The organism is Micromonospora sp. ATCC 39149 (assembly GCF_000158815.1).
Taxonomy (GTDB): domain Bacteria; phylum Actinomycetota; class Actinomycetes; order Mycobacteriales; family Micromonosporaceae; genus Micromonospora.
Genome location: NZ_GG657738.1, coordinates 6,544,259 through 6,570,732 on the forward strand (window position 1 = coordinate 6,544,259; position 26,474 = coordinate 6,570,732).

23 protein-coding genes are annotated in these 26,474 nt (G+C 74.0%); 16 read left to right on the top strand and 7 right to left on the bottom strand.

Annotation, left to right across the window (positions count from 1 at the left end; all coding sequences use genetic code 11):
- The 5 genes from MCAG_RS28220 to MCAG_RS30030 all read left to right on the top strand — a co-directional run.
- Positions 1 to 222, top strand: a 222-nt coding sequence (locus MCAG_RS28220; protein WP_036375629.1) for a hypothetical protein, incomplete at its 5' end; no start/stop codon positions are given.
- Positions 219 to 1,952 (top strand): malto-oligosyltrehalose trehalohydrolase, encoded by a 1,734-nt coding sequence (gene treZ, locus MCAG_RS28225; protein ID WP_007076353.1) that lies wholly within the window; start codon positions 219 to 221, stop codon positions 1,950 to 1,952. The genes MCAG_RS28220 and treZ, both read left to right, overlap by 4 nt.
- 102 nt (positions 1,953 to 2,054) lie before the next feature.
- On the top strand, positions 2,055 to 3,008 hold the full coding sequence (gene bla / locus MCAG_RS28230; RefSeq protein WP_007076354.1) for a class A beta-lactamase: 954 nt from the start codon (positions 2,055 to 2,057) through the stop codon (positions 3,006 to 3,008).
- 138 nt (positions 3,009 to 3,146) lie between these two features.
- Positions 3,147 to 4,871, top strand: coding sequence for a pentapeptide repeat-containing protein (locus MCAG_RS28235; RefSeq protein ID WP_036375631.1), 1,725 nt, complete (start codon positions 3,147 to 3,149; stop codon positions 4,869 to 4,871).
- A gap of 85 nt (positions 4,872 to 4,956) precedes the next feature.
- Entirely contained in the window at positions 4,957 to 5,547 is a 591-nt protein-coding gene (locus MCAG_RS30030; RefSeq protein ID WP_007076356.1) for a hypothetical protein, read from the top strand.
- Between the two features lie 21 nt (positions 5,548 to 5,568).
- On the opposite strand, the gene MCAG_RS28245 is transcribed toward MCAG_RS30030, so the two are convergent.
- Complete coding sequence (locus tag MCAG_RS28245) at positions 5,569 to 5,991, bottom strand: SUKH-4 family immunity protein (protein WP_007076357.1); 423 nt, start codon at positions 5,989 to 5,991, stop codon at positions 5,569 to 5,571.
- 34 nt (positions 5,992 to 6,025) lie between these two features.
- Positions 6,026 to 7,504, bottom strand: a complete 1,479-nt coding sequence (locus tag MCAG_RS28250; RefSeq protein ID WP_007076358.1) for a hypothetical protein — start codon at positions 7,502 to 7,504, stop codon at positions 6,026 to 6,028.
- 185 nt (positions 7,505 to 7,689) lie between these two features.
- Here MCAG_RS28250 and MCAG_RS28255 point away from each other — a divergent pair, with 185 nt between their 5' ends.
- Entirely contained in the window at positions 7,690 to 8,028 is a 339-nt protein-coding gene (locus tag MCAG_RS28255; RefSeq protein ID WP_036378144.1) for a DUF3817 domain-containing protein, read from the top strand.
- 48 nt (positions 8,029 to 8,076) lie between these two features.
- On the opposite strand, the gene MCAG_RS28260 is transcribed toward MCAG_RS28255, so the two are convergent.
- The gene (locus MCAG_RS28260; protein WP_007076360.1) at positions 8,077 to 8,613 is read right to left on the bottom strand and encodes a hypothetical protein; all 537 of its coding nucleotides are present in this window, start codon (positions 8,611 to 8,613) and stop codon (positions 8,077 to 8,079) included.
- 225 nt (positions 8,614 to 8,838) lie between these two features.
- Here MCAG_RS28260 and MCAG_RS28265 point away from each other — a divergent pair, with 225 nt between their 5' ends.
- The 4 genes from MCAG_RS28265 to MCAG_RS28280 all read left to right on the top strand — a co-directional run bounded on the left by MCAG_RS28265 (position 8,839) and on the right by MCAG_RS28280 (position 14,378).
- Complete coding sequence (locus tag MCAG_RS28265) at positions 8,839 to 9,963, top strand: Vms1/Ankzf1 family peptidyl-tRNA hydrolase (RefSeq protein WP_007076361.1); 1,125 nt, start codon at positions 8,839 to 8,841, stop codon at positions 9,961 to 9,963.
- A complete protein-coding gene (locus MCAG_RS28270; RefSeq protein WP_007076362.1) occupies positions 9,956 to 11,662 on the top strand; it encodes a thiamine pyrophosphate-requiring protein in 1,707 nt (568 codons plus the stop codon). Before MCAG_RS28265 ends, MCAG_RS28270 begins: the two co-directional genes overlap by 8 nt.
- Before the next feature lie 163 nt (positions 11,663 to 11,825).
- Positions 11,826 to 13,229: a hypothetical protein gene (locus MCAG_RS28275; RefSeq protein ID WP_007076363.1), complete on the top strand. Its 1,404-nt coding sequence runs from the start codon at positions 11,826 to 11,828 to the stop codon at positions 13,227 to 13,229.
- A gap of 300 nt (positions 13,230 to 13,529) precedes the next feature.
- Positions 13,530 to 14,378 carry a SigB/SigF/SigG family RNA polymerase sigma factor gene (locus MCAG_RS28280; RefSeq protein ID WP_036375633.1) on the top strand — a complete coding sequence of 283 codons (849 nt, stop codon included), beginning with the start codon at positions 13,530 to 13,532 and terminating at the stop codon, positions 14,376 to 14,378.
- 77 nt (positions 14,379 to 14,455) lie between these two features.
- Here MCAG_RS28280 and ctaD read toward each other — a convergent pair whose 3' ends face one another.
- The 4 genes from ctaD to MCAG_RS28300 all read right to left on the bottom strand — a co-directional run bounded on the left by ctaD (position 14,456) and on the right by MCAG_RS28300 (position 19,587).
- Positions 14,456 to 16,459: a cytochrome c oxidase subunit I gene (gene ctaD / locus MCAG_RS28285; protein ID WP_007076365.1), complete on the bottom strand. Its 2,004-nt coding sequence runs from the start codon at positions 16,457 to 16,459 to the stop codon at positions 14,456 to 14,458.
- 105 nt (positions 16,460 to 16,564) lie between these two features.
- A complete protein-coding gene (locus MCAG_RS28290; RefSeq protein ID WP_007076366.1) occupies positions 16,565 to 17,296 on the bottom strand; it encodes an ATP-binding protein in 732 nt (243 codons plus the stop codon).
- A gap of 85 nt (positions 17,297 to 17,381) precedes the next feature.
- On the bottom strand, positions 17,382 to 18,536 hold the full coding sequence (locus MCAG_RS28295) for a glycosyltransferase (protein ID WP_007076367.1): 1,155 nt from the start codon (positions 18,534 to 18,536) through the stop codon (positions 17,382 to 17,384).
- A 70-nt stretch (positions 18,537 to 18,606) separates the two neighbouring features.
- Positions 18,607 to 19,587: a glucosyl-3-phosphoglycerate synthase gene (locus tag MCAG_RS28300; protein ID WP_007076368.1), complete on the bottom strand. Its 981-nt coding sequence runs from the start codon at positions 19,585 to 19,587 to the stop codon at positions 18,607 to 18,609.
- A 229-nt stretch (positions 19,588 to 19,816) separates the two neighbouring features.
- Here MCAG_RS28300 and MCAG_RS28305 point away from each other — a divergent pair, with 229 nt between their 5' ends.
- The 6 genes from MCAG_RS28305 to MCAG_RS28330 all read left to right on the top strand — a co-directional run.
- Positions 19,817 to 20,845 carry a Gfo/Idh/MocA family protein gene (locus tag MCAG_RS28305; RefSeq protein ID WP_007076369.1) on the top strand — a complete coding sequence of 343 codons (1,029 nt, stop codon included), beginning with the start codon at positions 19,817 to 19,819 and terminating at the stop codon, positions 20,843 to 20,845.
- Positions 20,838 to 21,926, top strand: coding sequence for a zinc-binding dehydrogenase (locus MCAG_RS28310; protein ID WP_007076370.1), 1,089 nt, complete (start codon positions 20,838 to 20,840; stop codon positions 21,924 to 21,926). The genes MCAG_RS28305 and MCAG_RS28310 overlap by 8 nt, the downstream gene beginning before the upstream one ends.
- Before the next feature lie 96 nt (positions 21,927 to 22,022).
- On the top strand, positions 22,023 to 24,317 hold the full coding sequence (gene secA2, locus MCAG_RS28315; RefSeq protein ID WP_036375636.1) for an accessory Sec system translocase SecA2: 2,295 nt from the start codon (positions 22,023 to 22,025) through the stop codon (positions 24,315 to 24,317).
- A gap of 221 nt (positions 24,318 to 24,538) precedes the next feature.
- On the top strand, positions 24,539 to 25,279 hold the full coding sequence (locus MCAG_RS28320) for a GAF domain-containing protein (RefSeq protein WP_007076372.1): 741 nt from the start codon (positions 24,539 to 24,541) through the stop codon (positions 25,277 to 25,279).
- Positions 25,280 to 25,445: 166 nt separating this feature from the next.
- Positions 25,446 to 25,946, top strand: a complete 501-nt coding sequence (locus MCAG_RS28325; RefSeq protein WP_036375638.1) for a DUF2231 domain-containing protein — start codon at positions 25,446 to 25,448, stop codon at positions 25,944 to 25,946.
- 74 nt (positions 25,947 to 26,020) lie between these two features.
- On the top strand, positions 26,021 to 26,474 hold a 454-nt coding region (locus MCAG_RS28330), incomplete at its 3' end, for a class I SAM-dependent methyltransferase (RefSeq protein ID WP_007076374.1).

Consider the following 26,474-nt stretch of genomic DNA (forward strand, 5'->3'; position numbering starts at 1 on the left):
TCCGGTCGGGCCGGCGCGGTCGCCGTGGCTACCCGGTTGCCGCTGCGGCTGGCCCGCGACGGCGGCAGGCGGGGCACCCGGCTGTCGCTGGCCGGCAACAGTGTTCCCGCCGTGTTCACCGGACGGGTCTACAGTGGCTCTGAGCTGCTGTTGGACGATCTGCTCGACACCTTTCCCGTCGCCCTCCTCGCTCCCATCGACTCCGTGGAGGCTGCCGCATGACCGAGTTCACCGTCTGGGCACCCGAGGCCGCCCGGGTTCGGCTGCGGTTGGCCGGCGACAGCGACCACGAGATGCGCCCCGGGTCGGGCGGCTGGTGGCGGGTCGAGGTGCCCGGCGCGGGCCCCGGCACCGACTACGCGTTCGTCCTCGGCGACGACGGCCGGGCTCTGCCCGACCCCCGCTCGGCCTGGCAGCCCGTGGGGGTGCACGGGCCGAGCCGGCGCTACGACCACACCGCCTACCGCTGGGGCGACGCCGCCTGGACCGGCCGACAGCTTCCCGGCAGCATCCTGTACGAGCTGCACGTCGGCACGTTCACCCCCGAGGGCACCTTCGACGCGGCGATCGACCGGCTCGACCACCTCGTCGACCTCGGCGTCGACCTGGTCGAACTGCTGCCGGTCAACGCCTTCAACGGCGAGCACAACTGGGGGTACGACGGGGTCTGCTGGTTCGCCCCGCATGAGCCGTACGGCGGCCCCGACGGGCTGAAACGGTTCGTCGACGCCGCCCACGCCATGGGCCTGGGGGTGATCCTCGACGTCGTCTACAACCATTTCGGGCCCTCCGGGGCCTACGCGCCGATGTTCGCGCCGTACCTGACCGAGCGGAGCAACCCCTGGGGCCGCACCGTCAACCTCGACGGCCCCCACTCCGACGAGGTACGCCGCTACATCGTCGACAGCGTGCTGATGTGGCTGCGCGACTACCACGTCGACGGCCTGCGGCTCGACGCCGTGCACGCCATGCCCGACTCCCGCGCCACCCACCTCTTGGAGGAGATCGCGGTGGCGGTGGAGGCCCTGTCGACCCGTCTGGGCCGGCCGCTGTCGCTGATCGCCGAGTCCGACCTCAACGACCCGAGGCTGATCACGCCGCGCGAGGCCGGCGGGTACGGCCTGCACGCCCAGTGGAACGACGACGCCCACCACGCCCTGCACACCCTGCTCACCGGGGAACGGCAGGGCTACTACGCCGACTTCGGCTCCCTGGAGTGCCTGGCGCAGGTGCTCACCGGCGCGTTCTTCCACGCCGGCACCTGGTCCAGCTTCCGCGACCGCAGCCACGGCCGGCCGGTCGACCGGCAGCGCGTGCCAGGGCACCGTTTCGTGGCGTACCTGCAGAACCACGACCAGATCGGCAACCGGGCCACCGGCGACCGGATCTCCGCGACGCTGTCCCCGGCGCTGCTGCGGGTCGGCGCGACGCTGCTGCTCACCGGCCCGTTCACCCCGATGCTGTTCATGGGGGAGGAGTGGGCGGCCAGCACCCCGTGGCAGTTCTTCACCAGCCACCCCGAGCCGGAGCTGGCCACCGCCGTGGCCACCGGGCGCAGGCGCGAGTTCGCCGCGCACGGCTGGACCTCGGACGACGTCCCCGACCCGCAGGACCCGCAGACGTTCGTCCGGTCCCGGCTCGACTGGGCCGAGCTGGACAAGCCCGAACACCGCCGGATGTACGAGTTCCACCGGCGGCTGATCGCCCTGCGCAGGAGGGACCCCGACCTGTCCGACCCCCGGCTGGACGCCGTGGACGTCCGGCATGGCGACCAGTTCCTGGTGATACGCCGGGGCGAGCGCCTGGTGGTGGCGAACCTGGCCGGCAAGCCGCAGCGGGTCACCCTGCCGGGGGTGGCGCGGCGGGTGCTGCTGGCGACGGGGGAGGGCGTGTCGGTGACCCGGGACCGCATCGAGCTACCGGCGGAGACGGCGGCGGTCGTGGCACTCTGACGCCCGCGATCCCGAACGATGCGAGCAGGGGAGGGCGTCCGCATTCGAGCGACAACGGGGAAGCCGGCGCTGCCGGCGGAGGAAGGGAGCCTCGTGACCGCGATGCGCCGCAGAGCATCCGTCGCGGCGGTGCTCGCACTGGGTCTCGCAGCCGGCTGCACACCCGCCCGGCCCGCGGCCACGCCCGACGCCACCGTAGTTCCCGGCACCACCGTAGTTCCCGGCACCAGCGCTCCCCTCGGGCCGAGCGCCTCGCCGGTGCCCCCGCCTGCGGAACTCGCCGCCCTGGAGCGGCGGTTCGACGCGCGGCTCGGCGTGTACGCGGTCGACACGGGCACCGGGCGCACCCTCGCCCACCGGGCCGACGAGCGGTTCGCGTACGCGTCGACGTTCAAGGCCCTCGCGGCCGGCGCGCTGCTCGCCGCGACGTCGGACGCGGAGCTGGACCGGGTCGTCCGCTACGAGCGGGCAGACCTGGTGCCGCACTCCCCGGTCACGGAACAGCACGTCGCGGGCGGGATGACCCTGCGCGCGGTCGCCGACGCGGCGGTGCGCTACAGCGACAACACCGCCGCCAACCTGATGCTCGCCGAACTCGGCGGCCCCGCCGGGTTCGAGCGGGCGCTGCGCGGCATCGGCGACACCGTCACCGACCCGGCGCGCACCGAGACGAGCCTCAACGAGGCCGCGCCGGGCGACGTCCGCGACACCAGCACGCCCCGCGCCATGGCCACCTCCCTGCGGGCGTACGCGCTCGGCGACGCGCTGTCCGCCGCCGACCGGACTGTGCTGGTCGACTGGCTCCGGCGCAACACCACCGGCGCCACGCTGATCCGGGCCGGGGTGCCGGCCGGCTGGCAGGTCGGCGACAAGACCGGGGCTGGCGGGTACGGCACCCGCAACGACATCGCCGTGCTGTGGCCGCCCGACGGTGCCCCGATCGTGCTCGCCGTCATGTCCCGCCGTGCCGCGAAGGACGCGCAGCCCGACGACGCGTTGATCGCCGAGGCCGCCCGGGTGACGGTCGACGTGTTGCGCGGCCCCGGCTCCCGCTGAACCGCGTCGCCCGCGCGCACCTCACCCCGGTACGCTCGCGGGACTGTTCTCGCCGCTGGGCCTGTCGGTTCCGCCGGTGGCCTCCCTGGCGGGCGGGGGCCGGTGCACGCGGCAGCCACCGGGTGCGGAGGGGGTCGAGTGGTGGTCGATGCGCCGGGCGTCGAGGAATGCCGGGCAGCCGGCCGGCAGGTGCTGGCGGCGGTGGGCGCGCAGCGGGAGGCCGCCCTGCGGCGGCTGGCGCAGCTCGGCGTGGCCCACCCCGCGCTGCGGCAGGACGTGGCCGACGCCGTCTGCGCCTATCTGCGTACGCCGATCGCCGGCGACGGACCTGCCGGCGATCGACCCGACGGCCCGGAGGCCGGTTCGGACGCCGACGCGCGCCGGGAGGCGGTGCGGGTGCTCGCCGGGCTGCTGCGCTCCGACGCGGGCCCGGGCGCGACGGCGGTCGACGTCGACCTTGCCGGGGCAACCCTGGTGGACGCCGACCTCGGCGGCTGCGAGCTGGCCGAGGCCCGGTTCGCCGACACCCGGTTCCTCGGGACGACCTCGTTCGCCGGGGCCCGGTTCGCCGGCGACGCCATCTTCGCCCGCGCGCTCTTCCACGGCGAGGCCCGCTTCGACGACGCCCGGTTCGCCGCCGACGCCGTGTTCGGGCGCGCCCGGTTCCGTGGCCCGGTCAGCTTCGCGGGCGCGGTCTTCGGTGGGATGGCCTGGTTCGGGCGGGGCGAGGAGGAGATCTGGGAGGACGACCCGGCCTGGGACACGATCGAGGAGATCCGGCCCGCCGCCTGGGACGAGCCGAACGAGGACGACCCGGGCTGGCCCGTCGCGGTGCTGGTGGGCGACTACCAGGAGTGGACCGAGGGTGGCGACGGGGCCCGCTTCGTCGGCCCCGTGTCGTTCCGACGGGCCCGCTTCGACGGCCCCGCCTGGTTCTACAAAGCGCGCTTCGGCGCGGACGCGGCGTTCGGCGGGGCCCGGTTCGGCGGGCCGGTGCACCTGGACCAGCCCACCGTGGACCTCGCCGACGCACGGTGGGCCGGCTCGGCCGACGACGAGCCGGTGTGCTGGCCCCTCGGCTGGACGCCGGGCCCCGCCCCGGACGGCGCGAACGGGCCGGCCGGTCCGGAGGGGCCGTCCGGCGCGGAGGGCCTGGCCGCAGCCCTGGCCGCCCCGGAGGGCCTGGCCGCCCCGGACGGCGCGGCGGTGCTCGTGCCCGACGACTCCGTCGCGCCGTACACCCGCCAGCTCGCCGACCCCGACCCCGACGTGCGCCGGGCCGGCCTGCGCGTCCTCGGCGAGCTGGGCGACGCGCGACCGGAGCTGCGCCAGCGGGTGGTGGACGCCGTCTGCGGATACCTGCGTGCCCCGCTGCCGTTCCACGTGACCGGCGAACTGACCGCCGCGCAGGCCATCGAGGTGGAACTGCGCGACTCCGCCCAGCGGCTTCTCGCCGCGCGCCTGCGCCCGACGGCCGGCATCCCCGACAGGCCGGACGGGTCGACTTCCGGGCCGGCGCACTGGGCGGGCATGAACCTGCTGCTGTGCGGCGCGACCCTGGTCGACCTCGACCTCAGCGGCTGTGCGGTGGACTACGCGGACTTCACGGCCGCCCAGTTCCACGGCGTCACCCGGTTCGACGATGCCACGTTCAAGGGCGCGGCGTTCCGCCTCGGCGGCCCGGAGGGGCGCGCCACGTTCCACGGCGACGTCACCTTCGCCGGTGCACGCCTGGACAGGTTCCGCGCCCCGGCGGAGGTCCTCGGCGCGGTTGCCTTCCACGCCACCCACGACCTCCCCACCCCCACCCCCACCCCCGTTCTCCGCGATCTTGCAGTTCCGGCCCCCGCATCACGGCGATAACGGGCGAAACGGGGGCCGCAAGTGCAAGATCGCCGGGCCGGGCCGGGGCGGGGCGGGGTGGGGTGGGGTGGGGTAGCGTCGCGGGGTGGGTGACGAGAGGGCCGGGATGGCCAGGAGGGCAGAGGGAGCCGAGGGGCTGTTGCTGGGGCGGATCGTCGGCGACCCGTGGATCGTCGACCTGCTGCGCCAGTTCGACTTCGACCTGGCCCGGGTGGCCGGCGGGCCGCCGGAGGCGGTGCGCCTGCCCAACGGTGAGCCCCTGGAGATGATCGCCGGCGACGGCGCGGGCGGTGCCTTCATGCTGGTGGGGAAGGGTGACACCCGACCCGTGCTGTACGTCGGGTCGGAGGGGCAGGGTGGCCTGATCGCGACCGACCTGCGCGCCGCACTCGCCCTCGTTGTCGGAATCTCCAGCATCCACGACGCGACGGCGGTCCCGTACGGCGACGACCGCGGCGCGCGGCTGCGGGATTGGCTGGCCCGCACCGACGAGGAGATCCGCGAGTACTGGCCGGAACTGGACGCGGAACGGACGCGGCTGCGGCAGGCGCTCGACCTGCCGGAGGCCGACGGGTTGCTGGAGACGCTGCACCGCCTGGCGGCCGACGAGGACCACCGGCCAATCAGCGAGGCCGGTGACCGGTACGAACCGATGGTCGACGCGCCCGTGGCGTAGCCACCGGGGAGCGCTCGCCCGTCAGGTCGTTCCGTAGCCGAGTTCCTCGGCGGCCACCGACCAGAAGCGGTTCTCGTCGCCGACCGACACCGGGTCGAGCTGCCGGAACCGCTCGGCGAGCCGCTCGCCGAGCGCCTCGAGTTCGTCGTCGGCGTCGTCGGGCAGCGCGTCGGCCTCCGCGCGGGCCGCCAGATAGGCCTCCGCGCAGGCGACGAACGCGGCCAGTGCGGAGTTCACCGGCTCTGCGCCGTCGTCGTCGAGGAGGGACACGGCACCCGTGGCCGGGTCGACGGCGAGGCGGGACAGTCCCTCGTCCTCGGCGAGGACGATCCCGGTCGACTCGGCGCGGGCGGCCGGGAGCCAGACTCCGGGGTAGGGAAGCTGCTCCCCGAGGGACCGCAGCCGGGCGAGGGCGACGTCGATCTCCGCGTCGGTGGTCGGCACCGGCCCACCCTAGCCCGGGCCCGGGACCGGTCGGTCAGGGGATCGGCCACTCGTGGACCGGGCGGTTGCTGTGCATCAGCTCCACGTAGTGTCGGACCACCTCGCGCAGCGCCTCCGGTCGGTCCAGGTGGTCGGCGGACTCCAGCCGGTGCAGGGTATCCACCTGCCAGGTCGCACCGTTGCGGCTGGTCAGGCAGCGCTGCTCGATGATCCCGAGCAGCCGGTCCCGCTCGGCCGGGTCCACCCCCCAACGGTCCAGGCCGTGGTGGGCCAGCGGCAGCAGCCGACGCAGCACCAGCTCGGTGACCGGCAGGTACCCGAGGCCGGGCCAGAACACCTGCGCGTCGATGCCGTGCCGGGCGCAGCTGTTGAAGTTCTCCTCGGCGGCGCTGAACGACATCTGCGACCACAGCGGCCGGTCCGACTCGGCGAGGGCCCGGACCAGCCCGAAGTAGAACGCGCCGTTGGCGATGGTGTCGAGCACGGTCGGGCCGGCAGGCAGCACCCGGTTCTCCACCCGCAGGTGCGGGCGGCCCTTGTACACGTCGTACACCGGCCGGTTCCAGCGGTAGACGGTGCCGTTGTGCAGCCGCAGCTCGGCGAGCTTCGGCACGTCGCCCCGGGCCAGGGCCTCGGCCGGGTCCTCCGGGTCGCACACCGGCAACAGCGCCGGAAAGTACCGGACGTTCTCCTCGAACAGGTCGAACACGGTGGTGATCCAGCGTTCGCCGAACCATACCCGGGGGCGTACCCCCTGGGCTTTGATCTCCTCCGCCCGGGTGTCGGTGGCCTGCTGGAACAGGGGGATGCGGGTCTCCCGCCACAGCTCTCGGCCGAACAGCAGCGGCGAGTTCGCGCCGAGGGCGACCTGGATGGCGGCGACCGCCTGGGCGGCGTTCCAGTGGTCGGCGAACTGAGCCGGGCTGACCTGGAGGTGGAACTGGGTGCTGGTGCAGGCCGCCTCCGGGGTGATGGTGTCGGCGGTGACGGCGAGGCGCTCCACCCCGCCGATCGAGATCCGCAGGTCCTCGCCGCGGGCGGCGAAGATCTGCTCGTTGAGCAGCGCGTACCGTGGGTTGGCCGACAGGGTCTCGGCGGTCAGGTGCTCCGGGCGCAGCGTCGGCAGGATGCCAATCATGACCATGTGCGCCCCGATGCCCCGGGCCTTGGCCTCGGCGGCGTTGAGACTGGCCCGCACGTGTTCCTCGAACGCGGCGGTGCCGGTGCCGGCCAGCCGGCGCGGCGCCACGTTGATCTCGACGTTGAACTGCCCCAGCTCCGTCTGGAAACTGGGGTCGGCGATCGCGGCGAGCACGTCGGCGTTGCGCATCGCCGGCTCGGACGCGTCGTCGACCAGGTTCAGCTCGATCTCCAGGCCGGTCATCGGCCGTTCGACGTCGAACCGGGACTCCCGGAGCATCTCGGCGAAGACGTCCAGGCACCGGCGTACCTTCTCCCGATACCGGGCCCGGTCCTCACGACTGAAGATGCGCGCCCCGACTTCCTCGCCCATGATCACCGCCCTGCCACCGTTGGTTCCCCTAACCTCGCACGACGCGGTGGGCTGGGGAAAGACCCGAAGGTCCCTCTACGTACCCGCCAGGGCCCGCGTGATCCCTGCCGCCTCCGCCCGCCGCGTCACCGGGGCGTCGGTCGGGCTGGCTAGCATGACCGGCAACCGGCGGTGGGGGAGTGACGATGCGCGAGAAGATCACCAAGCTGTTCGTCGCGGCGGCGGTCGCCGAGGCGTGCTCCTGGCTGGCCCTGCTGGTCGGCATGGCCGTCAAGTACGGCCCGCCGGGCAACGAGATCGGGGTGAAGATCTTCGGCCCGATCCACGGCGGGCTCTTCGTCGCCTACGGTGTGCTGGTGCTGGCCGTCGCCTGGGTGCACCGGTGGCGGCCCTGGCCGACCCTCGTGGCGCTGGCCTGCTCCGTGCCGCCGTTCGCCACCCTGGCCTTCGAGCGTTGGGCCACCCGCCGGGGCATGCTGCGCACCGCGCCCGAGCCGGACCGACCCCTCACCCCGGTGGGCTGACCTGCGCAGGCCCGCCGCTGGGGCGCGCGGAGCCCCGGGTGATCGACCTCAGGTGAGCAGGACGACCGCACCGACCACGAGGATCAGCAGCGCCCCCAGCATCGCCTGGAGCAGCAGCGGCGGGCCGAGGTGGGTCCACACGGTGGCGTGGCGGGGGCGCAACAGCTGCCCGGTGGTGAGGTTGACGATCTGCTCGACCCGGGGCGGCAAGTCCGGGTCCTGCGGCTTCAGCGTGATCTGCACCCAGTCGGCCGGGTGCAGCGCGCTCTGCGGCAGGTGCCCGTGCAGCTCCACCTCGCACAGCCTGTCGGTGGAGTCGCGCAGCCGCAACGGGGTGACCAGATACTCCGGCCCCTTGCGCAGCTCCTTCCAGGTGCGCCGGGCACCGCCGCCGCCGCTGGACAGCAGCGAGCGGAACGCCAGCAGCAGCAAACCCATCACGCTGGCCGCCGTCACCACGGCGACGAGCACGGGCTGGCCGATCTTCAGCTCACGCGGGTAACCGTCGAGCAACCGGACGACGCGGCCGGTCACGATCCGCTGCGTCGGGCGGGCGATCCGCCGGTAGTCGAGGTCGCTGTCCATTGTCCACCACCGAGAGTCATTCACTACGGAGAGTCTGATTTCCTACACCGATCGTATCCGGCGGTGTCGTCGAACGACATGAATGAACGCGAGTCACGCTCGTGGCGTCCGCGGCCCCACGGGCCGCCAGGCCGTCACCTGCGAGCCGACCCGGCAAGCCGCACCGCCAGGTGACAAGGCGACCGACGCGGGTAAGCGGGGGGCCGAGCTGGAAAGGGGTCGAGCATGCAGCTGTCCTTCCTGCGCCCGCTCTACGACCGTCCCGGGCCGTGGTGCTCGGTCTATCTGGACGCCTCCCGGGACACCCACGACGCCCACCCCGCGCTGGATTTGCGCTGGCGGGCCCTCAAGGGGGAACTGCTGGAGCAGGGTGCCGACGCGCCGACCGTGGACGCCGTCGAACGGGTGGTCCGCGGACACGACCCGATGCCGGGAGACTACGGCATCGCCGTGTTCGCCACCCGGGGCCGGGCGGTGCTCACCGAGTACCTGTCCGCCCCTCCGCTGCGGGATCTGGCGGCGGTGTCGGAACTGCCGCACACCATGCCGCTGCTCGCCCAACGCGGCGAACAGGTCGCCTGGGTGCGGGTGCTGGCCGACCGCAGGGGCGCGGACGCCGTGGCCGTCAGCGCCGGCGGGGTGCCCCGCCGCGCCCACGTCGCCGGACGGGAGGATTTCCAACTTCGCCGGGTCAACCCGGGCGGCTGGTCGCAGTCCCGCTACCAGCGGGCCGCCATGGAGGCCTGGCACCACAACGCCGGCGACGCGGCGGCGGCCACCGTGGAACTGGCCGAGAAGGTGGGCGCGGAGGTGGTGGTGGTCGCCGGCGACGTGCGAGCCACCGGCATGATCGCCGCCCAGCTGCCGGAGCGCTGGCAGGACGCGCTGGTGCGCACCGACGCCGGCTCGCGGCACGGCGGGGCGGACCCGGCGCTGATGGACGACATCACCGTGCAGACCATCGCCGAGGTGGCCGACCAGCGGATCGCCGCCAAGCTGGACCGCTTCGGCATGCAGGAGGACGTTGGGGCGGGCCTGGACGCCGTCGTGTCGGCGCTGCGCCGCAACCAGGTCGACACCATGCTGATCGTGGACGACCCGTCGTCGACGGCGCAGCTGTGGATCGGCCCGGCGCCGACCGACATCGCCACCGACCCGGGCCAGCTCACCGCCGTGTCGGTGGCCGACCCGCAGCGGGTACGCGCCGACGCGGCCCTGGTGCGGGCGCTGGTCGGCACCGACGCCGAGCTGACCGTGCTGGCCCCGGACGAGGCCCCTGAACTGGCCGACGGGGTGGGCGCGGTGCTGCGCTACGTCGACGCCGCCACACCCGGTCGGTCAGATGGCTGAGCGTACGGTCGCCGACCTGGTGGTGGAGCGGCTGCGGGCCTGGCGGGTGCCGCGCGCCTTCGGGTGCCCGGGAGCCGCCATCGACCCGGTCGTCGCCGCCCTGAACCGCGCGGGCGGGGACCCGGAGTTCGTGCCCGCCCGGCACGGGGAAACCGCCTCCTTCATGGCCAGCGGGCACGCCAAGTTCACCGGCGAGATCGGGGTCTGTCTGGCCACCCAGGGCCCCAGCGCGGTGCACCTGCTCAATGGCCTGTACGACGCGAAGCTGGACAGCAAGCCGGTGGTGGCGATCGTCGGCGAGGACACCAGCGGCCCGCTCGGCGGCGCGTACGAGGAGATCGGGCTGAGCCGCCTCCTCGGTGACGTCTGCAACCAGTTCGTGCGCTACGGGCGCACGCCCGCGCAGGTGCCCGCCGTGCTCGACCAGGCGTTCCGCACCGCCGCCGCCACCCGCAGCCCCACCTGCGTGGTGCTGCCCCGCGAGGTACAGGTGGCCTCGGTGCCCGACTTGGTCGCGCAGTTCGCCGGGGTGATGTCGGCGACGCCGGGGGAACCGGTGGCGCAGGTGCTGCCGCACGACACCGACCTGGCCGCCGCCGCGTCGCTGCTCGGAATGGGCAACCGGGTGGCGATCCTGGTTGGCCAGGGTGGTCACGGCGCGGCCGCCGAGATCGTAGCGTTGGCCGACCGGCTCGGTGCGGGGGTGGCCGCCAGCCTGCTCGGCAAGCCGGTCCTCGACGAGCGGCTGCCCTTCCACGCCGGGGTGCTCGGCGAGGTGGGCACCACCGCCGCGGCACAGCTCATGGGCGGCTGTGACACCTTGCTGATGGTCGGCACCAACAACCCGTGGACCGACTACTACCCGATGCCCGGCCAGGTCCGTACCATCCAGATCGACATCGACGGCCGCCGGATCGGCAACCGCTACCCCGTCGACGTGCCGCTGGTCGGCGACGCCACCGAGACGCTGCGGGCCCTGCTGGCCCGCGTGCCGGACCGGCCCCGGCGGGCGTGGCGGGAGACGGTGGAGGCGTCGGTGGACCGGTGGCGGCAGGCGGCGGCCCGCGCCGCCGAACCCGCCGAGCCGGTCAACCCGCAGCTCGTGCTGCACGAACTCTCCGCCCGGATGCCCCGCGAGGCGGCGGTCGCCGTCGACGTCGGCTCGGTCGTCTACTGGTATGCCCGGCACCTGGAGCTGCCGCCCGGCGTAGCCGCCCACCTCTGCGGCACCCTCGGGTCGACCGGCTGCGCCCTGCCGTACGCGGTGGCGGCGAAGCTCGCCCGCCCCGACCGGCCGGTGCTCGCCCTCGCCGGCGACGGCGCGATGCAGCTCAACGGGCTGGCCGAGCTGATCACCGTGGCCCACCACTGGCGGGAGTGGTCCGATCCCCGGCTGGTCGTGCTGGTGCTCAACAACCGCGACAACTCGGGCGTGGGCGACGGCCGCCCGGCCGCCGGGGTCGCCAACCGACGCCCCGACGTCCCGTACGCCGGGTGGGCCCGCCTGCTCGGCCTGCACGGCGTACGGGTGGACCGGCCCGAGCTGGTCGGCGCGGCGTGGGACGAGGTCCTCGCGGCGGACCGGCCGAGCGTGCTGGAGGCCGTGGTCGACCCGACCGTCGCGCGTCGCGCGCCGGAGCCGGCAATGGCGGACCTGCGCGGTCTCTTCTCCACCGGCGAACCGGACACCACCGGGTAGCGGCACGAAGATCCACTGACCCGCCGGCTCCGACATGCGGTCCTGGCCCGGACGACCCGCCCAGCGGGCACGCGCGGTGGCGGACCCCCCGTTTAGACCCCATCGGGACGGGAAGCCGGGCCGCGTGGTGAGTGAACGAGGCAGGTCGGGACCGGCGCACACGGTGCGCCCGGACCTCACGGCGGACGGGGCCGGACTGGCCGGCGACCGGGTGCTGGCAGCCGGCAGCACGGGACGGATCCTCCTCGCCGCCGCGGTACGGGCCCTGCGCGGACAGGACTGCGCCGACCTGCGTGACCCGGGCACGCCGTCCCGTTTCACCGGCGTCCCCGAGCCGGTGCGCCGGGCCGCGGCGGTGCGGGCGGCCAATCGGGTGGCGCTCACCCCGGACCAGGCGGCCGAGGTCGACGCCGCCCGGGTCGCCCGGTGGATCGTCGACCAGTACCCGCGCCGGTGCTACCCGGGGGTCGTGCTCGGCTCGCCGCACGGCGCGGCGGTGCACCTGGCGGTCGCCCTCGGAGTTCCGTGGCTGCCCGCCGCGTTCGAATCGACGGTGCACTGGCGCGGGGGCGCGGTGGACCGGCCCGGCCCCGCCCTCGACCACGGCGCCGCGCTCGCCGCCCGGCTGCTCGCCGGCAACCCGGACGTGCACGTACGTCAGGTGCACTGCCCGGCCAGCCGGGGCCCACTGGCCGGGGCGACCGTCTCCCTCACGGTGCGCTGGCGGTCGCTGCCGGCCGCGTACGCCCGGTTCCTGGCCGACCGCCTCGCCCCCGACGCCCCGGTGCTGCTGCTGCGCGACGCGCGCACCTGGCCGGTGTACGACGCCGGGCACGGGCACAGCTTCCAGGCCGGCTCCCCGGCCAGCGGCCTGGACCCGGTCGACTTCCACCCGGACTCGCACACCCTGCGCCAGGTGCTCCGCTCGGTGGGCGGGGACGGGGCCCGCTGGGAGCCCCCGCAGGCGGTCTGCCCGCAGGGTTACGCCGAGCACGGCGTGGAGCCCGGTTTCGAACTCGCCGTCCGGGACTGGGCCGGCCGGCGCGGGCACCGGGTGCACCGGGTGCTGTTCTGCCGGCCGGAGGCGCTCAGCGCCGCGGTCGCCGACCTTTACCGGGGGTGGCTGCGCCGGGCCGGCAAGACGGGGGACCGCCTCGTCGTGGAGTGCGGCGGGTTGCTCGACCCGTGGCAGGTGCTGCGGGCGGGGCTGGTTCCGTACTGGTGCGAGAACGCCACCCGGCGCAGCGTCGACGCCGCCGAGTGGTGGCTGGCCGGCAGCGAGCCGTTCAGCTCTGTGGACGTGCTGCCGGAGTCGCCGGGGATGCGCTCGCCGGCCCTCGCGGGGCTGCCGCAGTGGCTGGCCGTGGCCGCGTTCGGTCGCCGCCGCCGGGCCCTGGACCGCACGGCCGCCCGGGGCTACCCGGTCGCGTCGGTGCCCACCCGCCGGGCCACCGAGGTGCTGCGCGCCCAGCCGTGCGACCTGCCCGCGCCCCCGCCGCTACTCGCCGCGACCGCCATCGAGGCGTTCCGCGTCGGGGCCGCCCACCAGGGCCTGGTGGTCTGCTGACCTCGGTCGCCCGCCGTGCCCGCCACCGCAGGGCAACATGCTGCGGGCGGCCCGAGGGGCGCGGCGCAGTCGGTCGCACCAGCCGGCCGAAACATCCTCGCGAACCCGGGCCGGCGTGATTGAGTACCTACGGAGCGGGAACACCGCTGGCTGCGACGGCCCTGGCAACGCTGCGCGGCCCTCGGTCGCCGCTCCTCGACGGATCTCGTCATGTGACCCATTTCCGGCCCGGTGCGTGGCTCGGCCATGCGCACGTCCGTTTCCCGATCCGGGCGGGGGACCTTCCTGAGGGAGGCGCGGATGTTCGGACAGTCCACCACGACCACACCACCACCCACCGAACGGGGGCTGGAGGATCTCGACGCGGCGGCGCTGGCGTACGCGGCGCGGATCGAGGGCCTGCCCCCCGAACGGCGGCAGGAGGCCCGCGACGACCTGGTCCGTTTCGCGCTGCCGTTCGCCGGCCGGCTCGCCCGCCGGTACCGGGGGCGGGGTGAGCCGTTGGAGGACCTGGAGCAGGTGGCCCGCCTCGGGCTGGTCAACGCGGTCGACCGGTACGACCCGGAGCGCGGCTCGTTCACCGCGTACGCGGCGATCACCATCGTCGGTGAGATCAAGCGCCATTTCCGGGACCGGACCTGGGGCGTGCACGTGCCCCGCCGGCTGCGCGACCTGATCTTGGAGGTCGGCCAGGCCACCGCCACGCTGACCAGCGAGCTGTCCCGGGCCCCCACCGTGGCCGAGCTGGCCGAGCGGCTGGAGACCCCGCAGGAGGAGATCCTGGCCGCCCTGGAGTCCGCGGCCGGCTACAGCCCGGCGTCGCTCAACGCGCCGGTCGGCGGGGAGAGTTCCGCGGAGTTCGGCGACCTGGTCGGCGAGAGCGACAACGCGCTGGAGTCGGTCGACGACCGGGTGACCATCAGCGGGCTGCTGCACCGGCTGCCCTGGCGGGAGCGGCGGATTCTGGCCATGCGCTTCTACGGCAACCAGACCCAGGCCGAGATCGCCGCCCGGTTCGGCATCTCCCAGATGCACGTCTCCCGGCTGCTGTCGCGGGCGCTGACCTGGCTGCGGCAGGCGATGCTCGCCGACGCCCCGCCGCCGTGGCAGAACGGCCCGGCCGAGACGGAACCGGCGAAGCGGGGGTGAGGTGCAAGGAGGGGGCCCCTGTTAACGCCTGAGGTAGACAGGGGCACCACCCTTCTCACACCTCGCCCGGGCGGGGCTCAGTACTCCGTCGTGTCGCCCTTGCTGTGCGGGTGACGCCAGCGCTCGTTCTCCTGCGGTGCCCGCTCCGCGCCTAGCCCGCCCACCTCCGGCTCGTCGGTGGCGTCGAAGCTGGGCCGGCGGACGTCCTCCGGCTCCGGTACGTCCACCGGCCGGGCGCCCGACTGCGGCGCCGGGTGGTACGCGACTGCCTCCCGGGCACCGTGCGCGCCCTCGGCCGCCGGTGACTCGGGAACGTGCCGCTCGTGGTGCAGCTCCTCGGCGAGGCTCTGCGGCGGCTTGGTGGTGCGCTGCGGCAGGTCCCGGCCCAGGTCGGCGACGAGGTGGCCGTACTTGGCGTCGAAGGCGGGGCGCTCGGAGCGGATCCGGGGCATCCGGTCGAAGTTGCGCAGCGGGGGCGGGCAGGTCGTGGCCCACTCCAGCGAGTTGCCGAAGCCCCACGGGTCGTCCACCGACACCATCGCCCCGTACCGCCAGGACTTCCAGACGTTGTAGACGAGAAACAGCGTGGACGCGCCGAGCACGAACGACCCGACCGTGGAGATCATGTTGAGCGTGGTGAAGCCGTCGCCGGGCAGGTAGTCGGCGTACCGGCGGGGCATGCCCTCGGCGCCGAGCCAGTGCTGCACGAGGAAGGTGGCGTGGAAGCCGACGAACATCGTCCAGAAGTGCAGCTTGCCCAGCCGCTCGTCGAGCAGCCGCCCGGTCATCTTCGGAAACCAGAAGTAGACCCCGCCGAACGCGGCGAAGACGATGGTGCCGAAGAGCACGTAGTGGAAGTGCGCCACCACGAAGTAGGTGTCGTGCAGGTGGAAGTCGGCCGGCGGGCTGGCCAGCAGGACCCCGGTGAGCCCGCCGAGCAGGAACGTGACCAGGAAGCCGACGGCGAACAGCATCGGCGTCTCGAAGGTGAGCTGCCCTTTCCACAGGGTGCCGATCCAGTTGAAGAACTTCACTCCGGTGGGCACCGCGATCAGGTAGCTGAGGATGCTGAAGAACGGCAGTAGCACCTGGCCGGTGGCGAACATGTGGTGCGCCCAGACGCTCATCGACAGCACGGTGATCGCGACCGTGGCCAGCACCAGCCCGGTGTAGCCGAAGATCGGCTTGCGGGAGAAGACCGGGATGATCTCGGTGATGATGCCGAAGAACGGCAACGCGACGATGTAGACCTCGGGATGGCCGAAGAACCAGAACAGGTGCTGCCAGAGCATCGGCCCGCTGGTGGCCGGGTCGTACACGTGCGCGCCGAGCAGCCGGTCCGCCGCCAGGGCGAACAGGGCGGCGGCCAGCAGCGGGAAGACCAGGATCACCAGGACGCTGGTGAGCAGCATGTTCCAGGTGAAGATCGGCATCCGGAACATGGTCATGCCGGGGGCGCGCAGGGTCAGCGTGGTGGTGATCAGGTTGACCGCGCCGAGGATGGTGCCGAGGCCGGAGATGGCCAGGCCGACGATCCACATGTTTGCGCCGACGCCGGGGGAGTGCTCCATCCGGCTCAGCGGGGTGTACGCGGTCCAGCCGAAGTCGGCGGCCCCGCCCGGGGTGGCGTAACCGCCGACGACCAGGGCCCCGCCGAACAGGTAGAGCCAGTACGCGAGGGCGTTGAGCCGGGGGAACGCCACGTCCGGCGCACCGATCTGCAACGGGACGATGTAGTTGCCGAACGCGAACACCAGCGGCGTGGCGAACAGCAGCAGCATGATCGTGCCGTGCATGGTGAACGCCTGGTTGTACTGCTCCGGGGAGAGGAACTGCATCCGCGGCCTGGCCAGCTCGGCGCGCAGCAGCAGGGCCAGCACCCCGCCGATGAGGAAGAAGACGAACGAGGTGACCAGGTAGAGCAGGCCGATCTGTTTCGCGTCGGTGGTCCCGATCAGCTTGAGCAGCTTTGCCCCGGGCAGGGCCGGGCGGACCGGGCCGGGAAAGCCGCCGAAGCGGGCCGGCGCGAGGATCGCGGGCCCCCGGTCTCGGGCAGGCTCCGTGGTTACCCGCTTGGGCATGCTTCTCACCCCGTCGTGGCGACAGAAGGGACGGGCGTGCCTACCCGCCCCTCTCCCTATGTAATCAGGCGAGAGCGGTAATTTCGGTCAATTCGGGGTGTCGAGTCAGGCGGCGGGCAGCATCGCCCAGACCACCTTGCCGTCGACCAACGGCGCGCTGCCCCAGCGCTGGGTCAGCTCCCGGACCAGCAGCAACCCCCGGCCGCCCTCGGCCCGCGGGTCCGGCGCGGCCCCCATCCGGGCCGCCGCGCGGCTGTCGTCGGCGACGGCCACCTGAAGGTACGGCCGGCGCAGGGTGAGGGTGACCGTCATCGGGGTGCGGGCATGCCGTACCACGTTGCCGACCAGCTCGCTGAGTACGACCGAGGCGGGTCCGACCAGCTCCGGCAGGTTCCACCGGCCGCAGGCGTCGGCGACCAGTTCCCGGGCCCGCCGGCACGCGCCCGCCACGGGCTCCAGGCGGACCCGGAGCCGGGGTGCGGCGGCGGCCACGGCCGCCCGCGTCGCCTCGGCGCAGTCCCGTCGGACCGGCAGCCCTCGGCACGCCGTCGACTCCGTGAGCCAGCTCGCCGTCTGGGCGGGCGGCGCGCAGAGCACGAACGGCACCGCCGGCCAACCGGCCGCCCGGCGGGCGGCGGCGGCGAAGACCGACAGCGCCAACTGGTCGCGGACGGTGATGTCGTGCAGGTCGACGACCAGCGCGTCCGGCTGGGCGGTGAGGCACCGGTCGAGGACGCGGTGCACCACCCGCATGGTCGCCAGGTCCAGCGCGCCGGCGATGCGTACGACCGTCACCGGCGACTCGTCGCGGACCTCGCAGGTGATCCGGCTGGGCATGCGGTGGTCCTCGTTTCCGTCTCGGGGGTGACCCGGACGTACCCGGCGGGGTGCCGGGCGAAACGGGATCCCCCTTGCGCCGCCGTCAGGCGGGTTGCAGGGGGCGGGCGGCGGCCTGGCGGACCCGTTCGTACAGCCCGACGTACTTCTCGGCCATCACCGCCGGGGTGAAGCGGGTCGCGGCCTCCCGCCGGCACTCGTCGGCGTCCAGCACGCTCGCGGCCAGCAGCAGGTCGGCCAGCTCGTCCTCGTCGTCGGTGAGCAACCCGGTGCGGCCGTGCTCGATCAGCTCCGGCAGGCATCCCCGGGCGGTCGCCACGACCGGGGTGCCCAGCGCGAGAGACTCCACCACGGCCGTGCCACCGGGCTCCTCCCAGCGCAGCGGGAACAGCGCGGCGCGGGCCCCGGCCAGCAGGTCGTCGCGCTCCTGCCCGGCGACCGTGCCGACCCAGCGGACCAGGTCGCCGTCGACGTGCGGGGCCACCTCGTCGTAGAAGAACCGCACGTCCGGGTTCTGCCGTGCCTCGTCGCCCGCCGCGGCCAGGTCCTCCGGGCGGTGGTACGGCCCGACCGGCCCCGCGAGCACCAGCGGCACGCCGACCCGCCGCGCCAGCCGGGCGCCGACGTCCTGGCCCTTGCCGGGGTTGATCCGGCCCAGGATGATCAGGTAGTCGCCCTTGTCCGGCCGGGGTCGTCGGTCGGCGTCGACCGCGAGCGGGGTGGACAGGTGCACGTGCCCGACGGAGTGCTCGCGCAGCGCCCGGGGGGCGCGGGCCAGCTGTGCGGCGGACACCCCGTTGACCCGGACCCGGTCGCCGCCGTCGAGGTTGCCGTACAGGTCGGGATGCTTGGCCAGGTCCCAGTGCAGGGTGTGCAGCACCGGCGGGCCGTCCGGGCCCATCGCCGCGAGGGTGGCCAGGCCGACGGCCTCCACGTGGTCGTGCACCAGGTCGATGTCGTCGCGGGCGTGCAGCGCCCGCACCACGCCGCCCAGGTGCGCCTGGGAGATGCCGCAGACCTGGTTGTACGGCCGTTGCAGCGCGTGGAACTGGCCGTCGCCGAACACGGCGATCTTCTCGTCCACGGCCAGGGTGCTGCTGCCGACGGAGGCGAGCACCACCCGCACGCCCAGCCGGCGCAGCTCCGGCACCAGGGTGGCGATCACGTTCTCGATTCCGCCGTAGCCGGGGGGCGGCACGGACAACCACGGGCCGGCGTTCATCAGGACGGTGAGGCTCATGCGGGATTCCTTCCCTCGGCGGTGCCGTCGAGCCGCGTCGACGGGTGCTCCCCGGCGTCCGGCCGCTTCCTCACGCCGGCACCCGGCGCCGCGGCACCCGGTGCCGCAAATCCGCCAGGGGCGGGCGTTCCTCGATCGAGACGTCGCTGACCACGATCTCCCGCTCCAGGTTCGGCAGCGCCTCGGAGCCGCCCCGCCGGAACTGGGTCAGCAGGGCGGCCGGCACCGTGCCCGGGCTGGCCCAGCCGCGCCGCTGCAACCGCGACCAGGCGGTCAGCATGATCTGCGCCGACATCCGGCCCAGCGCCGCCGTGTCCTGGTGGCGGTGCCGGCGCTCACCCAGGTCCACCTGGGCCAGCGCGTCCAGGCCGACCAGGTCCAGCAGGTCGATCAGCATGGCCGTCTCCACCCCGTACCCAGAGACGAACGGCACCCGCTCCAGCACGTCGCGCCGACCGGCGTACTCGCCCGCGAGGGGCTGGACGAAGCCGGCCAGCTCCGGCCAGAACAGGTTGAGTAGAGGACGGGCCATCAGCTCGGTGACCCGTCCGCCGCCGTCGGGCTCCACACTGGCCGCCCCCACCAGTGGCCGGTGGTAGAAGCCCTTGACGAAGTCGATCGACGGGTCGATCAGCAGCGGCCCGATCAGGCCGGTGACGAAGTGCGGCCGGAACTCGCTCAGGTCCGCGTCGACGAACGCCACCACGTCGCCCTCGGCCGCCGCCAGCCCGGCCCACAGGGCGTCGCCCTTGCCGGCCAGCCGGGGCAACCCCCGGGTCATCTCGTCCTGGCCGACGACCTCCGCGCCGGCGGCCCGGGCCACCTGCGCGGTCCGGTCGGTCGACCGGGAATCGACCACGATCAGCTCGTCGACCAGGGCGATCCGGTCCATCAGGTGCTCGCGGATGGTCGACACGATCGCGCCGACCGTTGCCTCCTCGTTACGTGCCGGCAGCACCACGCTGACCCGGCTCTCACCCTTGGCGCGCAACAACCGCCGTGGCGTCCACTCGGTTGCCGAGGTGGTCCGATATGTCGCCCATGCCTCCACCACCGGTGTGACGCTCGAATCCGTACGGCCCACTGACACACCCCCAGATCATGGCGGAAAACGCGGGTGAAGAATTCCCAGCGCCGACCGCGCGCTAACCGGATTGTCGCTAACAGCTTGATCACGGGCCGCGCCCCGGCCGGTTCCGGGCAGATGAACGTTTGATTGCGCGTCCCCAAGGGGAGTGTGCATCCGGCGGGATGTGAAAACGTGGCGAAAGGGCTTGTCGATGCGCGCGTGCCGGGTGGGACTGGTCGGGGCCGGTGGGGTGGCGCAGCGCCACGCCCGGGTGCTGGGCGGCTTTTCCGACGTGGAGATTCTTGGCGTCACCGACGTGACACGCGATGCGGCGGCGCACCTGGCCGACGCGCACGGGGCGCGGACGTTCGTCGACGTGGCCGAGCTGCTCGCCGCCGGCCCGGATGCGGTGTACGTGTGCGTGCCCCCGTTCGCGCACGGGCCGGTGGAGGAGGCGGTGATCGCCGCCGGGGTGCCGATGTTCGTGGAGAAACCCGTCGCGGTGGACCTGGACACCGCCGAGCGGGTCGCCGACCTGGTGGCCCGGCGCGGGCTGCTCACCGGCGTCGGCCACCACTGGCGGTACCTGCACGTGGTGGAGCAGGCCCGCGAGCTGCTCGCCGACCGGCCGGTGCGGATGGTCAGCGGGGCCTGGCTGGACAAGGTGCCCCCGGTGGCCTGGTGGGCCCGGCGGGACCGCTCCGGTGGACCCGTGGTCGAGCAGGCCGCGCACGTGCTGGACCTGATGCGCGCGCTCGTCGGGGAGGTGGCCGAGGTGACCGCGTACGGCGACGGCGCTCCGCCGCCCGTCGAGGGGGCCGACATCGACTCGGTGACCACCGCCGCCCTGCGCTTCGCCGACGGCGCGGTGGGCACCCTCGCCGCGGCCTGCGTGCTCGGCTGGAAGCACCGCGCCGGGCTGGAGATCCTGGCCGACGGGCTCGCCCTGAGCCTGGGTGAGGACGGGCTGACCGTCCGCGACGGCGACGGCGAGCGGCACCTGCCCGCCGACCCCGACGGGGCTCGTACCGCCGTCGACCGGGCCTTCGTCGACGCGGTCCGGGGCGTCGGCGACGACGTGCGGGTCCCCTACGCCGAGGCGCTGCGCACCCAGCGGCTGGCCCTCGCGGTCGCCGAGTCCGCGCGTACCGGCCGGCCGGTGTCGCTGCCCACCGGCCTGGCCGCGACCCTCCGGGTCGCCGCCGCGCCGGCCCCGGTGGGGGTGGGCCCCGATGCGTGACCGGGTGGTGGTGGTCAGCGGCCCGGGGCGGGTCGAACTGGTCGAGCAGGACGCCGGCGAGCTGCACGACGGCACGTTCCGGGTCGAGACGCTCTACAGCGGGATCTCCGCCGGCACCGAGCTGAGCTTCGTCAAGGGCACCAACCCGTACCTCAACGTCACCTGGAACGCCGGGCTGGGGCTGTTCCAGCCGGGGCGGGCGAGCACCCCGTACCCGGTGAGCCGGCTGGGCTACATGCAGGTGGGGCGGGTGGTGGCCAGCCGCACCCCGGCGATCGCCGTCGGCGCGGTCGGCGCGATGACGTACGGCCACCGCACCTCCCACGTCGCCGACCCGGTCGCCGAGCGATTCGTCCCGCTGCCCGACGACCTCGACCCCCTGCTCGGGGTCTACGTCGCGCACATGGGCCCGATCTGCGCCAACGGGGTGCTGCACGCCGCCGCCGACCTGTGCGGCCCCGACGTCCGGTCGCTCGGCGACGGGGTGGCCGGCCGCCGGGTCGCGGTGGTCGGCGGCGGGGTGGTGGCCCTGCTCACCGCCCTGTTCGCCCAGCGCCACGGCGCGGCGTCGGTGGTGGTGCTCGACCCGACCCCGCAACGGCGGGCGGTCGCCGAGGCGCTCGGGTTGGACACCCTCGACCCAGACGCCGGCGATCCGGCGGTGGTGCTGAAGACCCGGTGGAACCACGCCGCAGGCGATCGGGGCGCCGACGTCGTCTTCCAGTGCCGGGGGCAGGCGTGGGCGTTGCAGCTCGCCCTGCGCCTGCTGCGCCCCCAGGGCACCGTGATCGACCTGGCCTTCTACCAGGCCGGCGCGGACGCCGTCCGGTTCGGCGAGGAGTTCCACCACAACGGGCTGTCGCTGCGCTGCGCCCAGATCGGGCGGGTGCCGCGCGGGCTCGCCCCGACCTGGGACCGGGAGCGGCTGTCGATCGAGACGATCGACCTGCTGCGGGCGTACGGCGATCAGATCCGCAAGCACCTCGTGTCGGCGGTGGTGCCGTTCGAGCAGGCTCCGACGCTGCTGACCGACCTGGCGCAGCGGCGCCGCCAGGAGCTCCAGGTGGTGTTGACCGCCTGAGAGGCCGCCCGCCGCGGTCCGTGGCGGGGCGTGTCCGTCCCGCCACGGACCGGCCGGGCAACCCGATTCGGTCCGGGTCGCGTACCGTTGCGGCTCATGGGTGTGTCGCAACGGTTCAAGAGCAGGTTCCGTCGGTTCCTCCAGCGTCCCGGCACCACGGTCGACCTGGGCCCGCTGGAGAAGCTGCTGCCGGCCATCGAGGCCCGCGAGGAGGAGCTGTCGGCGTTGACCGACGCCGAGCTCACCGAGGCCGCCGGCTCCGCCACGGGGTACGAGGAGATCTGCGCGATCGGCCGCGAGGCCGCCCGGCGCGGGCTGGACCAGCGGCCGTACGACGTGCAGCTGCTCGGCGCGATGGCCCTGCTCTCCGGCAAGGTCGCCGAGATGGCCACCGGTGAGGGCAAGACCCTGACCGCCGCAATCGCCGCGTACGGGCACGTCCGGCTCGGCAACGGCCCGGTGCACGTGCTCACCGTCAACGACTATCTGGCCCGCCGCGACTCCCGGTGGATGGAGCCGGTCTACACCCTGCTCGGCCTGAGCGTCGGCTGGGTCAACGAGGCGTCCACCCCACTGCAGCGGCGCGAGGCGTACGCCTGCGACGTCACGTACGTCTCGGTCAGCGAGGCCGGCTTCGACTACCTGCGCGACCAGCTCGTCACCGACCTCGACGACCGGGTCCAGCCGCCGCTGCGCACGGCGATCGTCGACGAGGCCGATTCCATCCTCATCGACGAGGCCCGGGTGCCGATGGTCCTCGCGGGCGCGGTCGGCGGCGAGCAGGATCCGGTCCACGCCGCGGCGGCACTGGTGCGCGGCCTGCGCAAGGGCAAGCACTACACGGTCGCCGAGGACGGTCGCAGCGTCGCCTTCACCTCCGCCGGCCTCGCCGCCGTGGAGGCCAAGCTCGGCGGCATCGACCTGTACGACACCGAGCACGTCGGGCAGCTCTCCGCCGTCAACGTGGCCCTGCACGCGCACGCCCTGCTGCACCGGGACGTCGACTACATCGTCCGGGACGGCTCGGTGGAGCTGATCGACGAGATGCGCGGCCGGGTGGCCCAGCGTCGTCGCTGGCCCGACGGGCTGCAAGCGGCTGTGGAGGCGAAGGAGGGCCTCGACGCCACCGCCGAGGGTGAGGTGCTGGGCACCATCGCCGTGCAGGCGTACATCGCCCTCTACCCGAAGGTGTGCGGCATGACCGCCACGGCGGTGCTGGTCGGCGACCAGCTACGCGAGTTCTTCGGCCTGGAGGTGGCGGTGATTCCGCCGAACACCCCCTGCGTCCGGGAGGACGAGCCGGACCGGATCTACGCCACCCGGGCCGAGAAGGACGAGGCGCTGGTCGACGAGATCAGGCGCTGCCACGACGCCGGCCGTCCGGTGCTGGTCGGCACCCTCGACGTCAAGGAGTCCGAGCAGCTCGCCGCCGGCCTGAACGCCGCCGGGGTGCCCTGCGTGGTGCTCAACGCCAAGAACGACGACGAGGAGGCGGCGATCATCGCCGAGGCGGGCGCGTACGCCGCGGTCACCGTCTCCACCCAGATGGCCGGCCGGGGCGTCGACATCCGGCTCGGCGGCAGCGACCAGGCGGACCGGGAGCGGGTCGCCGAGCTGGGCGGCCTCTACGTCATCGGCAGCGGCCGGCACGACAGTCGCCGCGTCGACGACCAGCTACGCGGCCGGGCGGGCCGGCAGGGCGACCCGGGCGGGTCGGTGTTCTTCGTCAGCCTGGAGGACGACCTGGTGGTCCGGCACGCCGGCGACGCCGTGCCGGCCTCGCCGCGGATGAACGCCGACGGCCTGGTCACCGACCCGCAGGTCGACTACGCGGTGGAGCACGCCCAGCGGGTCGCTGAGGGCGTCAACCACGAGATCCACCGCAACACCTGGCGCTACAGCGTGGTGATCGAGCAGCAGCGTAAGGCCCTCGCCGAGCGGCGGGAGCGGCTGCTGACCAGCGACATCGCCGCGTTGATGCTGCTGGAGCGGGTGCCGGAGAAGGCCGGGGAGATGGACGAGGACCTGCTGGCCCGGGTGGCCCGGTCGATCGCCCTTTACCACCTCGACCGGCTGTGGGCCGAGCACCTGGCCGAGTTGTCCGAGGTACGCGAGGGCGTGCACCTGCGCGCCCTGGGCCGGCTCGACCCGCTCGACGAGTTCCACCGGGCGGCCGTGCCGGCGTTCAACGCGCTGGTCCCGGAGATCGAGGCTCGCACCATCGCCACGTTCACCGAGACCGAGTTCGACGAGGACTGGCAGCCGGACGCCTCGACGCTGGTCCGGCCCTCGGCGACGTGGACGTACCTCGTCCACGACAACCCGTTCGGCTCGGAGCTGGACCGGCTCATCGCCTCGGTGGGCCGCCGGCTCAGCGCAGCCCCGCGCTGACGTCGGTGGGGCGGCTCCGGGAAACCGGAGCCGCCCCACCCGCGCGGCGCCCCGCCGTTCCCGCCCCACCGACCTGGGCGCGGAGACTTTCGGCCGTTTCGACCCGGCTTGCCGGGGGTAGTAGCGCGGGTCGGATGAATCGGGAGAGAGCAGACGATGAGACAGCGCAGGGGCGGTACGAGGCACCGGTCGCCGGTGGTCCCGGCGGGGGCAGTGGCTCGGTGAACCTGGAGACGCGAGCCGTCGGCACCGGAACCCTGAGCGTGCTGGAGACGGCGGCGATGCTGCGGGAACTCACCGCCGGCCTGATCGCCGTGACCGATTTCGACACGGCGTTGACCCGGTTGGTCGGGATCGCCCAGGCGTCCGTCGTCGGGGTCGCCTGGTGCGGCTTCACGGCGCTGCGGGCGGGTGAGCCGGCCGGGGTGGCGGCCTCCGACCCGGCCCTCGCGGGTCTGGACGACCTGAGCCACGCGCCCGACTCGCCCGCGATGAGCGCCATCCACCGCCGCGAGATGATCATCGCCGAGGACCTCGGGCGGGAGTCCCGGTGGCCAGCCTGGACGGCCCGGGCCCGCCAGGCCGGGGTACGCGGCGTCATCTCCGCCCCGGTCGACGTTGACGAGCAGGTCATCGGCGCGATCAACCTGTACGCCTCGACGCCGGACGCGCTGAGCACCCGCCACCAGCTCACCGCGATGCTCCTTGCCGAGCACGCCGGCCTGCTGCTCGCCGCCGTCCGGGGCCGGGAGCGGCGAGCCGCCGAGGCTACCGAGTTGGACGCCACCCTGCTCGGCGAGGGGGTCGTCGGGCAGGCGATCGGCGTCATCATGACCCAGCGCGGCTGCCGCGCCCCGGAGGCCCTGGCGGTGCTGCGCAGCGCGGCGACGTCGCTGGACATCCCGCTGCGGGAGGTCGCCGAGCGGCTGGTGGCCACGGTTTCCCGCCCCCGGGAGAACTAGCCCCGGGGCCCCGCCCGTGCCGCTCCGATCGCCCCACGTCGCCGGCGTGCCGGGCGGGGCCGCCCGGACACCGTCCTGTCGGCGATACGACGGCTGGTCGTTTCCCTGCGGCGACCTGCGGGTAGCACCCTGGACTGGTGAGCTGATCCGACCAGGGGAGGGCACGATGGAGAGCCGACTGCGGGTGCACGGGCATCCCATCCAACCGATGCTGGTGACGTTCCCGTTCGGGCTCTTCGTCAGCGCCACCATCTTCGACCTGGCCGACGTCGTCGGCGGTCCCGCCTTCCTCGGCGAGGTCGGCTACTGGACCGCGGTCGCCGCCCTCGTGGCCGCCGCGCTGTCCACGGTGGCCGGGATGGTCGACCTGTGGGACGCCGCAGGCGACCGGACCCGTCGCACCAAGATCACATTCAATCTGGTCAACGCCGCGATGGCCGGGATGTTCCTGCTGATCTGCCTGGTCCGGGCGAACTCGCCACAGCGTGGCGCGATCGGTGTCATGCTCGCCGCCGAGCTGGTCGCGCTCGGGCTCGGCGGGGTCGGGGTGTGGCTCGGGGCCCGCCTGATGCGTCAGTTCGAGGCCGGCCGAGCCGAGGGCGGTGACCTCGACGCGCTCGGCGAGGTGGCGGGCGCCACGGTGGAGATCGTCCCGCCCCGCGCCTGAGATCCGCCCGCGCCTGAGATCCCCCGGGCCCGAAATCGGTTGTCCGGGCGGCCGGGCGCGGCGATGCTTCCCGGATGAGCGGGGGGCGGGAATTCGAGGACCTCGTCGCCGAGGGAGCGTCCGTGCCCGTGCGGGGCTGGGACTTCTCCTGGCTGCGCGGGCGGGCCAGCGAGGAACGGCCGCCGTGGGGCTACGCCCGGCTCGTGGCCGACCGGATGGCGCGGGCCGACGCGGCGCTGGACCTCGACACCGGCGGCGGGGAGGTTCTCGCCGAGATGCCTCGCCCGCCCCGGGTCCTGCTGGCCACCGAGGCGTGGCCACCCAACGTCGAGGTGGCCCGACGTAACCTGCGCCCGGTCGGCGCGACCGTGCTCCAGGTCGCCGAGGGCGGCGAACTTCCGGTGGGCGACGCCGCGCTGGACCTCGTGGTCAGCCGTCACCCGGTGCGCACGCGGTGGGACGAGGTCGCGCGGGTGTTGCGGCCCGGCGGGACGTTCCTGTCCCAGCAGATTCGTGGCGGCACCGTCC

Excerpts from the sequence above, each read along its gene's own strand:
- treZ (WP_007076353.1), top strand. The coding sequence starts at position 219 with ATGACCGAGTTCACCGTCTGGGCACCCGAGGCCGCCCGGGTTCGGCTG.
- bla (WP_007076354.1), top strand. The coding sequence starts at position 2,055 with ATGCGCCGCAGAGCATCCGTCGCGGCGGTGCTCGCACTGGGTCTCGCA.
- MCAG_RS28250 (WP_007076358.1), bottom strand. The coding sequence starts at position 7,504 with ATGGGCGAGGAAGTCGGGGCGCGCATCTTCAGTCGTGAGGACCGGGCC.
- MCAG_RS28255 (WP_036378144.1), top strand. The coding sequence starts at position 7,690 with ATGCGCGAGAAGATCACCAAGCTGTTCGTCGCGGCGGCGGTCGCCGAG.
- MCAG_RS28260 (WP_007076360.1), bottom strand. The coding sequence starts at position 8,613 with ATGGACAGCGACCTCGACTACCGGCGGATCGCCCGCCCGACGCAGCGG.
- MCAG_RS28265 (WP_007076361.1), top strand. The coding sequence starts at position 8,839 with ATGCAGCTGTCCTTCCTGCGCCCGCTCTACGACCGTCCCGGGCCGTGG.
- MCAG_RS28270 (WP_007076362.1), top strand. The coding sequence starts at position 9,956 with ATGGCTGAGCGTACGGTCGCCGACCTGGTGGTGGAGCGGCTGCGGGCC.
- MCAG_RS28280 (WP_036375633.1), top strand. The coding sequence starts at position 13,530 with ATGTTCGGACAGTCCACCACGACCACACCACCACCCACCGAACGGGGG.
- ctaD (WP_007076365.1), bottom strand. The coding sequence starts at position 16,459 with ATGCCCAAGCGGGTAACCACGGAGCCTGCCCGAGACCGGGGGCCCGCG.
- MCAG_RS28290 (WP_007076366.1), bottom strand. The coding sequence starts at position 17,296 with ATGCCCAGCCGGATCACCTGCGAGGTCCGCGACGAGTCGCCGGTGACG.
- MCAG_RS28295 (WP_007076367.1), bottom strand. The coding sequence starts at position 18,536 with ATGAGCCTCACCGTCCTGATGAACGCCGGCCCGTGGTTGTCCGTGCCG.
- MCAG_RS28305 (WP_007076369.1), top strand. The coding sequence starts at position 19,817 with ATGCGCGCGTGCCGGGTGGGACTGGTCGGGGCCGGTGGGGTGGCGCAG.
- MCAG_RS28310 (WP_007076370.1), top strand. The coding sequence starts at position 20,838 with ATGCGTGACCGGGTGGTGGTGGTCAGCGGCCCGGGGCGGGTCGAACTG.
- secA2 (WP_036375636.1), top strand. The coding sequence starts at position 22,023 with ATGGGTGTGTCGCAACGGTTCAAGAGCAGGTTCCGTCGGTTCCTCCAG.
- MCAG_RS28325 (WP_036375638.1), top strand. The coding sequence starts at position 25,446 with ATGGAGAGCCGACTGCGGGTGCACGGGCATCCCATCCAACCGATGCTG.